The 12,984-nt window shown below is 43.9% G+C and carries 10 protein-coding genes; 7 read left to right on the top strand and 3 right to left on the bottom strand.

The features are described from left to right. Positions 1-425 precede the first annotated feature (425 nt). Entirely contained in the window at positions 426-587 is a 162-nt protein-coding gene (locus PN457_RS10615) for a hypothetical protein (protein WP_271733248.1), read from the bottom strand. Between the two features lie 127 nt (positions 588-714). On the opposite strand from PN457_RS10615, the gene topA reads away from it, so the two are divergent. The 6 genes from topA (at position 715) to PN457_RS10585 (ending at position 9,374) form a co-directional block, all read left to right on the top strand. Beyond that, on the top strand, positions 715-3,366 hold the full coding sequence (topA, locus tag PN457_RS10610) for a type I DNA topoisomerase (protein WP_271733246.1): 2,652 nt from the start codon (positions 715-717) through the stop codon (positions 3,364-3,366). Between the two features lie 408 nt (positions 3,367-3,774). Continuing rightward, positions 3,775-3,912 (top strand): hypothetical protein, encoded by a 138-nt coding sequence (locus tag PN457_RS10605; RefSeq protein WP_271733245.1) that lies wholly within the window; start codon positions 3,775-3,777, stop codon positions 3,910-3,912. A 12-nt stretch (positions 3,913-3,924) separates the two neighbouring features. After that, positions 3,925-4,395 (top strand): type II 3-dehydroquinate dehydratase, encoded by a 471-nt coding sequence (aroQ, locus tag PN457_RS10600; RefSeq protein ID WP_280801961.1) that lies wholly within the window; start codon positions 3,925-3,927, stop codon positions 4,393-4,395. 143 nt (positions 4,396-4,538) lie between these two features. Continuing rightward, complete coding sequence (locus tag PN457_RS10595) at positions 4,539-5,633, top strand: glycerol dehydrogenase (protein ID WP_271733244.1); 1,095 nt, start codon at positions 4,539-4,541, stop codon at positions 5,631-5,633. Between the two features lie 12 nt (positions 5,634-5,645). After that, positions 5,646-6,575 carry an ADP-ribosylglycohydrolase family protein gene (locus tag PN457_RS10590; protein ID WP_271733243.1) on the top strand — a complete coding sequence of 310 codons (930 nt, stop codon included), beginning with the start codon at positions 5,646-5,648 and terminating at the stop codon, positions 6,573-6,575. A gap of 246 nt (positions 6,576-6,821) precedes the next feature. Next, positions 6,822-9,374, top strand: coding sequence for an HD family phosphohydrolase (locus PN457_RS10585; RefSeq protein WP_271733242.1), 2,553 nt, complete (start codon positions 6,822-6,824; stop codon positions 9,372-9,374). A 27-nt stretch (positions 9,375-9,401) separates the two neighbouring features. Here the strand turns inward: PN457_RS10585 and PN457_RS10580 are convergent, their stop codons facing one another. Both PN457_RS10580 and ubiE read right to left on the bottom strand, forming a co-directional pair. Beyond that, positions 9,402-10,637, bottom strand: a complete 1,236-nt coding sequence (locus PN457_RS10580; RefSeq protein ID WP_271733241.1) for a DUF445 domain-containing protein — start codon at positions 10,635-10,637, stop codon at positions 9,402-9,404. Between the two features lie 45 nt (positions 10,638-10,682). Next, on the bottom strand, positions 10,683-11,372 hold the full coding sequence (gene ubiE / locus PN457_RS10575; RefSeq protein ID WP_271733240.1) for a bifunctional demethylmenaquinone methyltransferase/2-methoxy-6-polyprenyl-1,4-benzoquinol methylase UbiE: 690 nt from the start codon (positions 11,370-11,372) through the stop codon (positions 10,683-10,685). Between the two features lie 166 nt (positions 11,373-11,538). On the opposite strand from ubiE, the gene PN457_RS10570 reads away from it, so the two are divergent. Next, complete coding sequence (locus PN457_RS10570; RefSeq protein WP_271733239.1) at positions 11,539-12,627, top strand: RuBisCO accumulation factor 1; 1,089 nt, start codon at positions 11,539-11,541, stop codon at positions 12,625-12,627. Positions 12,628-12,984 lie beyond the last annotated feature (357 nt).

Raw genomic sequence — 12,984 nt, 5'->3', positions numbered from 1 at the left:
GACCATTGTCCGTATAAAATCTTCCTTGTCCACTTTCCTTCCTTGTCTTCGGTAGTCTTGCCTTCACAGATCATATTAAAAACCTACCCTTGTAAGGAAGGGGGTGGGGTCAAACAATAGTTGATACACTAATCATGACTTGACAAACATCCTCTTAGGGAACAGGGAATAGGGGAACACAGCGGAATAGGTAACAGCGAACACAGGAACGCACCAAAGGCGGGGTAAAACAATAAAGGTAAATGGGATTTTTATTGGGACTCTAACTTAGATCGAGTGCGGGGATATTTGGGGGTATTCTCTCGACTGTGTTTTTTAAAAGTGGTTTAAACCTTACCAAATCTAATCAATGCAGAAATTAGGATACCACAAAAGCCATCACATTAAAATATTCACCTGATGAAACTTGAGGGGGATTTTATAAACTAGATTCGCCAATTCTGCCCTAGATAAGTTAAAGATTGAAATAGCTGGTGATTCATCGCCAGCATTTCCCCAACCCATCCTCTAGGAAGAACCGCGCCATTAGCTTGGTGTATTTTCATCTGGTGAGGACTAACGTGTGATAGCTTGCGTGGCGTAGCCATAGATTAAATCACAGCCCTAAGCGTGACGTTTTATCTTGACATTTCACCGATAGCTTGCATGGCGTAGCCATAATCACATCAATTTGACTGTTTAGCTAGCATAGCTACTCTTTTTCTTGAAATTTCCATGTCAACTCTCGTCATCGTCGAATCTCCGACCAAAGCTCGTACCATTCGCAACTACCTGCCAAAAAACTATCGGGTAGAAGCGTCTATGGGTCATGTCCGTGACTTACCCCAATCTGCCACGGAAATTCCCGCCGCTGTGAAGGCGGAGCCGTGGGCCCAGCTGGGGGTAAATGTAGAAGCCGACTTTGAACCGGTGTATGTAGTCCCCAAAGACAAAAAGAAAGTTGTCACCCAGCTTAAAGAAGCCCTCAAAGAAGCAGATGAACTGATTCTGGCAACAGACGAAGACCGGGAAGGCGAAAGCATCAGTTGGCATTTATACCAACTCCTCAAGCCAAAAGTTCCGACTAAGCGAATGGTCTTTCACGAAATTACCCAAGAAGCTATTAAAAAAGCTTTGAAAAACTGCCGCAATATTGATGAGGAGTTAGTTCGAGCCCAAGAAACACGGCGGATTTTGGATCGATTAGTGGGGTATACCCTGTCTCCCCTGCTGTGGAAAAAAATCGCCTGGGGATTATCCGCTGGAAGAGTACAGTCAGTAGCTGTAAGACTTTTAGTCACCAAGGAGCGCCAACGGCGAGCCTTCCATGAAGGTACATATTGGGATTTAAAAGCTAACTTAGTGCAGGAAAAAACCGCCTTTGGCGCTGTGTTAGTGACACTGGGAGGAACAAAAGTAGCCACTGGTAGTGATTTTGACGCAGCCACAGGACAAATTTCCGCAGGGCGCAATGTCTTGTTACTGAACGAAGCCCAAGCGATCGCCCTCAAACAAAGGCTGACGGGCAAAACCTGGAATGTCAACAACATCGATGAACGGGCTGTAACACGTAAACCAGCGCCACCCTTTACCACTTCGACACTCCAACAAGAATCAAACCGTAAACTGCGTCTCTCAGCCAGAGACACTATGCGGATTGCCCAGAATTTGTATGAGCAAGGGTATATTACCTATATGCGGACAGATTCAGTACATTTGTCTGATCAGGCAATCACCGCCGCTCGTACCTGTGTAGAACAACTTTACGGCAAAAACTACCTCAGTCCCCAACCCCGCCAATACACCACCAAATCTAAAGGCGCACAAGAAGCCCACGAAGCTATTCGCCCCGCTGGGAGCACTTTCCGTACTCCCCAAGAAACTGGTTTAAGCGGTCGGGAACTGGCTGTTTATGACTTGATTTGGAAGCGTACCGTCGCTAGTCAAATGGCTGACTGTCGCCAAACCCAAATTACTGTACAGTTGCAAGTTGAAGATGCTGGCTTTCGTTCTGCTGGTAAGCGGATTGATTTTCCTGGATTCCTGCGTGCTTATGTAGAAGGTTCGGATGATCCAGATGCAGCCTTGGAAGATCAAGAAGTAATTTTGCCTAGTTTGAAAGTGGGGGATCATCCCAATTGTACCGACTTAGAATCCGTGGGTCACGAAACCCAACCACCAGCTAGATATACCGAAGCCACCCTGGTGAAAACTCTAGAAAGTGAAGGTATTGGCCGCCCTAGTACTTACGCGAGTATTATCGGTACAATCATCGATAAGGGTTATGCCCAATTAGTAAGTAATGCCTTGATTCCTACTTTCACGGCCTTCGCCGTCACAAATCTTCTAGAAAAGTATTTCCCGGATATTGTAGACCCCAGTTTCACCTCCAAGATGGAACAAACTCTAGATGACATTGCCACAGGGGAGGCTAATTGGTTACCTTATTTACGACAATTTTATCTCGGAGACAAAGGTTTAGACACTCTAGTTAAAGAACAAGAACATCAAATTGATGCCACTCTTGCCAGAACGATAGTATTAGAAAATTTAGAGGCTAAAATCCGTATAGGAAAATATGGCCCCTACATCGAAATGGAGAATGATGGTACTGTGGTTACTGCTTCCATTCCCAAAGACCTCACACCATCTGACCTTGACCCCAAACAGGTAGAAATACTGCTGCGACAAAAAACCGCAGGACCTGACCAGGTGGGTCGCCATCCTGAAACTGGTGAACCCATTTATCTCAAAATTGGTGCTTATGGTCCCTATGTGCAGTTGGGTGATAAAACAGAGGAAAATCCCAAACCCAAACAAGTTTCTTTACCCAAAGGTGTCACACCGGAAAATGTCTCTTTAGAGATGGCTGTGGGTCTGTTGTCTCTACCCCGGACATTGGGAGTTCATCCAGTCACAGGTGGTAAAATTAAAGCCAGTTTGGGGCGCTTTGGTCCTTATGTTGTTCACGACCAGGGTAAGGAGGGAAAAGATTATCGCTCCCTCAAAGCTGGTGATGATGTGCTGACAGTTTCCCTGGAAAGAGCATTGGAGTTATTATCTGAAGCGAAAAAGGGGCGCGGATCTACCCGTAGCAACTCCAAGACAGCTTTACGGGAATTGGGTATGCACCCTGATGAAGGTACGCCAGTAAATATTTATGATGGCCCCTATGGTCCTTATATTAAGCATGGCAAAATTAATGCCAGCATCCCAGAAGGTCATTCGGTAGAGGATATCACCCTATCTACAGCCCTAGAATTATTAGCAGTCAAAGCCTCTACCAAGAAATCTACTCGCAAGACGACTAAATCTACAACATCTCGCACCAAGTCAACTGCTAAATCATCCCAGACTCGCACTAAAAAAAATGATCCAGAAGCTTAGAGGATGTTTAGTCAGTCATGATTAGTGTATCAACTATTGTTTGACCCCTCCCTCACCTTTCCCTTTATCAGGGAAAGGGGACTGGATTTTATTGTTTTTTGTGTGGTCTGTGAGCGAAGTCCATAGCGATAGCGTGGCGTTAGCCATACCGTGTTGGGTGTGTTCCCCAATCCTTCGGTGTTCCGGTGTTCCATGTTCCCTGTGACTTTGTAGCCGGAGGTGTCAAAGGTCGTAATGTGATACTCTAAAAGGTAGGGTTGATGACAAAAGCCAATTTTAGAAGTAGTTCACTTCCAGGAAGGCTCGGTTGCTGTCAGCCTGTTCTCAATCAAGAGGTGCGAAAATACGCGAGTTACGCGTAGCCGTTAGTCACAATATTGAGGTAGTATCTCAGGAGCAGTCAGTTCAATGGACTATATAAATAAAGTGCTAGAAAAGCTGAAAGCGTTGGCACGCAAGCTCATTGAAGCTTTATTAAGCCCAGAGCCAGAGCCAGAACCGGAACTAATTCCGATTCCTGTCAATGAGCGATCGCGTCGTCGTTAATACCTGAAAAAATTGAACTCGTATTCGCCAATTATTAGTATTTTAGTACTGCACGGGCCCAATCTAAATTTACTAGGACAGCGAGAACCAGGAATTTATGGTTCCTTGACTCTAGCTGATATTAACCGCTTGTTAGAAGCAGAAGCTTTGAAGTTACAAGCGCAAGTAATTCCTGTGCAGTCAAATCATGAAGGAGCTTTGGTAGATCAGATTCATGGGGCTTTAGGAAAACATCAGGGAATTTTGATTAATGCGGGGGCTTATACCCATACAAGTGTGGCTTTGCGGGATGCGATCGCTGGTGTGAATATACCCACAGTGGAAGTACATTTAAGTAATATTTATCGCCGGGAAGATTTTCGCCACCATTCTTTCATTGCGCCGGTGTCTATCGGACAAATCAGTGGTTTTGGTGTGCAAAGTTATTTGCTGGGTTTACAAGCCCTCGTGGATCACTTAAGAAATCAAGTTAAAAAACATTAATTTTCCTAAAAAATTGTCATATTTTGCGGTAGGTAAAACTGTCTAGACCTAACCAGGCTTAAGATTGATTTGATAGGTATGAGGTAGCCCTAGTGTCGGCATGATTTAACCCGAAGATATGAAATAATTTTGAGGAGTAGCCCATGATTACTACTGCCATTTTCCCATCCCGATATGTTCAAGGTAGCAATGCTATCAAGTTGCTCGGTGAAGAATTAAGTCGTTTAGGTCGAAAAGCCCTTGTAATCATCGATCCCGTGATTTTTGGGCAATTCCAACCCTTGATTGAAGAGTTCACCGCGGGAAAAGTCGAAGTATATCTCCAAGGTTTTGGGGGTGAATGCTGCGATGGCGAAATTGATAAACATATATCAACAGCTACAAGTTATCAAGTAGATTTAATTGTCGGTGTGGGAGGGGGAAAAACCATCGACACAGCCAAAGCCACCGCCCATCAATTAAAACTTCCCGTCGCCATTGTCCCCACTATTGCCTCAACCGATGCCCCATGTAGCGCCCTATCAGTGATTTACACCCCCGAAGGCCTATGGGAACGCTATCTGGTCTTACCCCGCAACCCAGACTTAGTTTTAGTAGATACAAGTATTATCGCCCAAGCCCCTGTGCGCTTTCTGGTATCAGGTATGGGAGATGCCCTCGCTACCTGGTTTGAAGCAGAAGACTGTCAGATTAAACGCGCTAAAAATATGACCGGGCGCATGGGTCCGATAACTGCCTTTAGTCTCGCCCATCTGTGCTATGAAACCTTGCTGGAATATGGGGTTCACGCAAAAACCGCTTGTGAACAAAACGTAGTTACTCCGGCTTTGGAACGGGTGGTGGAAGCGAACACGTTACTGAGTGGACTCGGCTTTGAAAGTGGCGGACTGGCTGCAGCCCATGCCATTCATAATGGGTTTACAATGCTCGCAGAAACTAAAAAGTTTTGGCATGGTGAAAAGGTGGCATTTGGGGTACTGACAATGCTGATTTTAACCGATCGCCCAAGTGCGGTGATTGATCGCGTCTTTAGCTTCTGTGAAGCGGTGGGACTACCGACTACCCTAGCGGATTTAGGACTGGAGGGAGTTAGTCGCGATCGCTTATTTTTAGCGGCGCAACAAGCTTGTAGTGCCGGCGAAACGATTTATAATGAACCATGTGAAATTACCCCTGAAAGTGTCCTAGCGGCCTTATGTACTGCTGATGCGGAGGGAAAGCGACGGCGGCAATTGTAATTTTTTTTTATTATGCGCTACCCACTGATTAATCGGTTTAAAGGTACTTTATTAGGAGCATTACTAGGTCAGGTTTTAGCACAGGATGCCCAGAATTATCTTAGCTGTGATGTGAGCGAAATACTCCTTCTGGGTACTAAAAACTTAATAGAGCTAGGTAAATTAGATTTAGATAACTGGCCAGATCAGCATCCTACAGAACCTCCTGATTTAAACTGTACTGATAGCCTTCTGCTCAGAGCTATAATTGCCACATTACCAGTGGCACTTTTTTTTCATGATCACAGCACCCACCTACGACAAAACTTGCTGGAGATGTTGCCAATATGGGGCGGTGAACCAGTTGTCAGGGATGGCACACTAGCAGTAGGATACACCATAGCCAAATCTCTCACCGAAAAACTTGATCCTCAAACCCTCATACCCGAAATCATCAGTTTTATTGGCGACACATCCACGCTGTTACCAGATAAATTAATAAAACTGAATAATTTATCAGAGCAAGCAGTTGGGTTAGAAACAGTACAAGCCGAATTTAGTAGAGAAGACGATGCGATTCATGCTATTGTGATGGCGTTTTACTGCTTTCTCAGCACCTTGGAAGACCTGCAGTTGGCAGTTTTGCGAGCTACTCACAAGGATAATACTAGGGAGGGAGAAACTGGAAATTTACATTTGCAAACCATCAGTATAATTACTGGTGCATTATCAGGGGCTTACAATAGTACCCTGGGTATTCCTGTAAAATGGCATGGTTTGTTATCCCCTGATAATTCCAGGAGTCCAGTGGTAGAATTAGCTGATGTACTGGTTGCTGTATGGTCAGGAGTGTATGATCCCGCTGTACATTTCAATGAGTATCCAGGGGAAGGATGTGTAAGACATGAAGAACAGACTGCCCTTTGCGTCTTTGCATCTCCTCGCGTTATTCAGTCCCGTTAAGATAATGGCCGCCGTTCCGTTTGTAAGCGCCAAATACCAGTTAATAACTAGAAAATTTAGTATTTTTGTCCTCTCTAAAAATAACCTGATGTAGGTGGCTATGCTGTGTAACTGGCTTCAAGCAGATAGCATTACCAATCTTCTCATGAGCTTTGCCAATGGGCAAAGCGCGATCGCATCCACAAAACCTAGGGATTCTTTGAGGATTGTCTTGTTTTGAGTTATCAAAGTAAGCAGCCGGAGATTATGAACAAGCAGAGATTTTCTCAATATTTTGACAACAGCGAACACCAAAAACCAGAAATAGCACTCAGAACAATGGCAAAAACGGTCAGAACTCGACGGGGTATTGACGCACTATATCCAAGCTGGTTGCATTCTCAGCGTTCCTCCGTGGTTCTGGCCGTCGCTGTCCTATCTCTGACTGGGGTTATGGGGCATAAACTATACAATCAACCGCAACTGACAGTAGGTACTCCAGCACCGGAAACCATCAAAGCACCCTATACTGCTAACATTGAGGATAAAGGACAAACACAAGCCAAACGCCAAGCCGCCAGTAAGGGTTCCATCCCAGTGTTGATGGTCGATGTCCACAAGACTGAAATAATCAACAATAATTTACACAAACTTCTGGAACAAGGCCAGAAAATTCGCACAGTAGCTGGAGTTTTTCCCTTTTTTGATACAACAGTTGTGTCTATTCCTACCCAGCATTATCTTCGTTCCTGTTCTATTGCAGAATGGAAAACCCTACTGGCAAGTTTAGGAAATAATAGCCCAAACCAATCAAGCTTGTCAGTTAACCCAAACAAAAGTAACCCCGAAAATACACACAGAAGCACCATAGCAGAAAAACTGCCCTTATTCCCATCATCTACTGGTTCACCGCTCCTCAGTTCCGGTAATTTACCCCTGTTTGTGTCTCCTGGTAATCAAAAACCCCTTAATCTTGCCCAGAACAGGGAGTTGGCTCAAGCAGTAGCAGAACTCAAAGCTTATCGTGCTACAACTTCAGCTAAAAATTTGGATTCACTCATATTGCAAACCTCCCAAGTGCGGCAAAAATATAGCCAAGCCAGAATCCAACTGTTACAGCAACAGTTAGCCAGTCCCCCGCAAGTTTACACTGAAACCACCCTGCTGCAATTATCAGATGACGAGTGGCAGCAAGCACAGGCAGGAATTCGCCAGAGCGCTGACAGAATTCTGGCTCAAGGGATTTCCCCAGGATTACCTTCAAGTATTCTAGAAAATGCGGTGAAGCTCAACATCCAGGAAGTTGTCCCAAAAAATGCCGAACCCTTGGTAACTAACTTCTTATTAGCCGTGCTGCAACCGAATCTCAAGACTGATGAGGAACAAACCAAACAACAAATACAGCAAGCATCAGATAGAGTATTACCTGTAATAGTGAAGGTAGAGCAAGGAGATCTGATTGTTACCAAAGGAGAAGATATTACTCAATGGCACTTTGATGTTCTGGAGCATTATCAATTAATTCGCCGGGAGAATAACTGGCGAGAATTGATGAAATTAGCCAGTATGATCACAGCAGCAATTGGCATTTTTGTTGTGGTAGGGAAAAAAATCGAGTATAAATTGCGGCAGCGCGATTACCTGTTAGTACTGCTACTTACCCTCACTACCCCTGCAGTAATCGCCCTTGGCTTACCATATACCACCTGGAGCGGCGTGGGTTTACTGTTGGGTAGCTTTTATGCACCTATTTTAGGTGCTACTGTTGTGGTACTGCTGTTGTTAATTCTACCAATGACAGTGGAAATCAGCATAATTTCGCTGTTAGCTGGTGGAGCGGCGGGAATATTGGGCAGTACCATGGCGCAAAAATTGCGATCGCGCGAAGAATTGGCATTATTAGGTGTAGCGATCGCCCTGACTCAAGGGGGTATGTACCTGATCATGAAGCTGCTCATCGGTGCGGTATTTGGCGCAGGTTGGTATGGCGTACTTCAGGGAGCAGGATTATTTGCATTATCTGGTTTAGCCTGGAGTATTGTGGCCTTGGGCTTAAGTCCTTATCTAGAAAAAGTATTTGATTTAGTTACCCCCATTCGATTAGCTGAACTAGCTAATCCCAATCGCCCCTTATTAAAACGACTGGCTACTGAAACCCCAGGAACCTTTCAGCATACCCTATTGGTAGCTACTCTGGCTGAAGCTGCAGCCAAAAAGCTCGGATGTAATGTAGAACTAGTAAGGGCTGGAACTCTGTATCACGATATCGGTAAAATGCACGATCCCCTGGGGTTTATTGAAAATCAAATGGGGGGGCCTAATAAACATGAAGAGATTCAAGATCCTTGGAAGAGTGCAGCAATTATCAAAAAGCACGTGAGTGAGGGGTTGGTGATGGCCCAAAGACACCTTTTACCCACGGCGATTCAAGCTTTCATCCCTGAGCATCAAGGAACAATATTGATTGCCTATTTTTATCACCAAGCACTAGAAATGTCCCGGGAAGACCCCAGCTTAATAGTAGATGAGGCGGATTTTCGCTATGACGGACCGATTCCCCAATCACGGGAAACCGGAATAGTCATGTTAGCCGACTCTTGTGAAGCGGCCCTGCGATCGCTCAAAGATGCAACTCCAGAACAAGCCTTAACCATGCTGAATAATGTTCTGCGTGCCAAATGGCAAGACAATCAAATGGTAGATTCAGGACTGACAAGGCAAGAAATGTCAGAAATCAGCCGTATATTTGTAGATGTTTGGCAGCAATTTCACCACAAGCGCATTGCTTATCCTAAGTTAAAGGTGAGTAACAATGGGTGAATTTAAAGTTAATCATGGCCAGAACAACTAACCCTGGGTCAAGATTAAAAATCCTACTTGCAATAAACCAATCAGAAAACCCAAAACACCACCTAAATTTACAATTGCCTGTAGTTCATTTTTGACGATTCCCTCAATTGCAGCTTCTAAATCAGCAGGTGAAGTTGCTTTCACACGGTCAATGATTACTTTATCTATCGATAATATTGGAATTACCTGCGCGACAATTTTTTCTAAATCTTTTTCCAAATATCTTTCTAAAATTTTCGCCAACTCTTGACTGACAACTTCCAAAGAAGAACCGACTACCTGTGAATTGCTCAAACGATTAAGTAGTAATTTGGCTATCTTTTCCCAGTTAACAGAATCAGTCAATCCTTGAAGTAAATCGCCACCACTCGACTGGATATAATGACGCACACTTTCCCTTGTAGTCTTTCGGAGTTGGCGCACTGTCCCTATGGGTAAGTTTTGTAATGATAAATCTTGCAAGACTTTTTTCAGGCGATCGCGCATTTGCAAAACTTGAATCAATTCCTCTAAACGAGCATTAGTAGCATCTTTTTCATCTAAGCAAAAAGTTCTCAGTCTCGTCAGAGTATTACGTAAACCAAATAAATTTGCTACTACCCAATAAGTACCACTGGTCTTTTCTCGAAAGCTTTCATCAATAGTTTGAATAGTGCGGTCAGTCAAAAAATCAATAATTACCTGTCGCAATACATCTGGAGGTAAAACTACCTGTAGTAACCAATCAGCTAGCCTTGTTGATTGTTCTTCACTCAGTTGTAATTCCAGCAATACTTGGTCAAAGATTTGATTAATCTGTACCTCTAAAAAATCTTCTCGCCTTGCCAAAACTTTGAGTAACCGAGGTAATGATTCTCCTAACAAATCACGCAAAATTCCTGCGACTATTGTGGCACTTTTTTCGTTTTTTTCCTCTTTAATTTGTGTAATTGCCAACTGCAATAACCACAAAATGGCTGACTGTACGCGTTCTGTTTGTAACAACCGGCGCGCCAGATTTTGCAATTCTGTTGGAGTCAGCAATGACCCCATAATTGTATTAGAAATTTTTTGAGCCAGACGTTCCTGATTGCTGGGAATCAATCCGGGAGTAAATGGTAATTTCCGCCCCGCTATGTAAATGGCTCGGTAGGGGCGAAACAACATTTTTATGGCTAGATCGTTAGTGAAATAGCCAATAGTGCCACCCAGGAACGGGGGTAATAAATAAAACCAAAGGTGAGACCAATCCAAGGTAAAAATTAAGAGAATTAGGCTTGATAAACCACAAGTGGTAAATCATTTACTGACTACCAATACTCCCATCATATCGTTGGCAATGGGATAGTGTGTAACCGCAGTAAAACCAACTTGACGGGCTAACTCGACTTGCTCCTCCCCAGTGGGGAAACGATCTAAGCTGGGACTGATATAAGCATATTCTTGTTTTAAACCCATTTGTTCAGCCATGGGTACAACTATACTACTTAAATACCATTGCTGAAAAGCTCGCATCTGCTGATTTCTGGGACGGTGAAAGTCTAAAATTGCCCCTACTGCGCCAGGCTTGAGAACGCGGTGTAATTCTTGAAGACTGCGATCAATATCTGTAACATTTCTTAAACCATAGCCCATAGTTGCCGCATCGAATTGGCCATCCTCGAAAGGTAAACTGAGTGCATCAGCTTCTATCCAAGAAATATTGGGTTGGGGGTGCAGGCTTTGGGCGCGTTCTTGAGCAGCTGCTAGTAGATTGGCTGAGAAATCCACACCATACACCTGTCCCTGGTTTCCCACATATCTGGCTAAACCAAAGGCTAAATCACCACTACCGCAACATATATCTAGACAAGTATGTCCTGGTTTAGCTCCACTCCATTTGATGGTCATTTCCTTCCAGATCCGATGTTGTCCCAGACTCAACCAATTATTTAACTGGTCATAAACTGGAGCAATACGGTCAAAAATATCGCGGATTTCTCGATTCATTATTGGTCATCTGTGAATGGTCAAGAGTGAAGAATATTTTGACACTAGTATAGTATGTGTAAGACAGAAACGATAAACTGGGGGGTGAAATTTCAGATATCCTAGTTAGCGTTGCTAATTCACATTTAAAAAAAACTTTCCTATTTTAGGCTCCCACTCCCGAATTATGACTAATTTACCTTCTAATGCTCAAAATCCTGAAAATGCTGTGAATGAAGATATAGTAAAGGAGTTGCTGCGAAAGCTCAGACAAAAACAAGGTAACTGGGTAGAGTGGGGAGCGGCGATCGCCTCCTTGCAAAAAGCCGGTTACAATCCTCAGCAGATTTTTGAGGAAACTGGATTTGAGCCAATTCAACAAAACCAGGTGGTTGTTGGTTCCCAAGTTTATCATTCTTTAGAAAAAGGTGGTGCTTCGGAAGCGACGCGATCGCACTACGGTACACGGGGTAGCGATATTTTATACGAATTACGCTCGCTGACCCACGAAGAACGGGCCGCAGCGGCTGAACTGACCTTTACCCACAAGCTCGATATGGATGAAGCGCGGGAAGTTGCAAAAGCAATTAAGGATTTCTCCCGCTTGCGGACTTTACCGACCGGTTTTTCCGCCCATCCTGGTGATGCTGTTGCCTATCAAGCTTGGAAGTTAGCACGGCAATATACAGATTTACAAGAGCGATCGCGTCTAATTGCCAAGGGTTTGAAATTTGCCCACACCCCCACAGCTAGGAACAAAATCGAACAGTTATTAGTTGATTTTACTGTAGTCTCCCAGCGTCCCGCCCCCATTTTACCTTTTTATCGCTTTGAGTCAGAAGACGAATTACCCCGCATCGTGCCGGTAGTGGGGGAGTTGCCATTAACACCAGAAGATTTACAAGCTGTACCCCTAGTAGAAAGCCTGGAACCATTTGGTTTAGTTAAATTTGCCGGGGAACAGGCTTGGGTACCATTACCTGGTTGGCAAGTATTATTAACTGCGGAAGATCCTGTAGTGATTTTATGTAATAGCGATCGCCTCCCTAACCAGGAAAACAATTTACCAAAACCCGTGCTGGTGGTTGTAGACCGCGCCGCGCGTCAATGGGATGATTCCAGCTATTTCGTGGTTGAACACAATGGGGAATTAGATTTTCAGTGGTTTGACACCGAGCCTCAAATTTCTCTACTGGGGCGAGTGATTGTGATTGTCCGTCCTAAGAAAATTTTTGATGATGTGATCAGCAAAGATTCCTGGCAAATTGATGAGTAATGTCAAATGACAAATTTAACAGGTGTTCTTAGGGGTTGATTTGGTAGGCTCTTGGGTGAATTTGACCGGTACAGATTCTGATACTTCAGAAATTAATGTATCATATATATCATTATTTTCATAATCTTCCCTAGTGGGTTTTTGCAGAAAAGCGATCGACCTCTGACAAGAGTATGCGATCGCTTTTCTTACATACTTTTAGTAAAGTCTGGAAACAGCAATTATTACCAGATTTGTCAAAAGTCATGTCCTAACCAATACTTAGCCGATACTAAATATGAAAATTTATTAATTTTTTATACCCAGACTAAAGTAATTATGGGTTACTTGGTAGGATGTGTCTGATTGTAATTTCTG

The organism is Anabaenopsis arnoldii (genome assembly GCF_028331025.1).
GTDB classification, from domain to species: Bacteria; Cyanobacteriota; Cyanobacteriia; order Cyanobacteriales; family Nostocaceae; genus Anabaenopsis; species Anabaenopsis arnoldii.
This window is presented reverse-complemented; position numbering and strand designations above follow the sequence as displayed.

Coding starts and splice junctions, on each gene's coding strand:
- PN457_RS10615 (WP_271733248.1), bottom strand. CDS start 587: ATGGCTACGCCACGCAAGCTATCACACGTTAGTCCTCACCAGATGAAA.
- topA (WP_271733246.1), top strand. CDS start 715: ATGTCAACTCTCGTCATCGTCGAATCTCCGACCAAAGCTCGTACCATT.
- PN457_RS10605 (WP_271733245.1), top strand. CDS start 3,775: ATGGACTATATAAATAAAGTGCTAGAAAAGCTGAAAGCGTTGGCACGC.
- PN457_RS10595 (WP_271733244.1), top strand. CDS start 4,539: ATGATTACTACTGCCATTTTCCCATCCCGATATGTTCAAGGTAGCAAT.
- PN457_RS10590 (WP_271733243.1), top strand. CDS start 5,646: ATGCGCTACCCACTGATTAATCGGTTTAAAGGTACTTTATTAGGAGCA.
- PN457_RS10585 (WP_271733242.1), top strand. CDS start 6,822: ATGAACAAGCAGAGATTTTCTCAATATTTTGACAACAGCGAACACCAA.
- ubiE (WP_271733240.1), bottom strand. CDS start 11,372: ATGAATCGAGAAATCCGCGATATTTTTGACCGTATTGCTCCAGTTTAT.
- PN457_RS10570 (WP_271733239.1), top strand. CDS start 11,539: ATGACTAATTTACCTTCTAATGCTCAAAATCCTGAAAATGCTGTGAAT.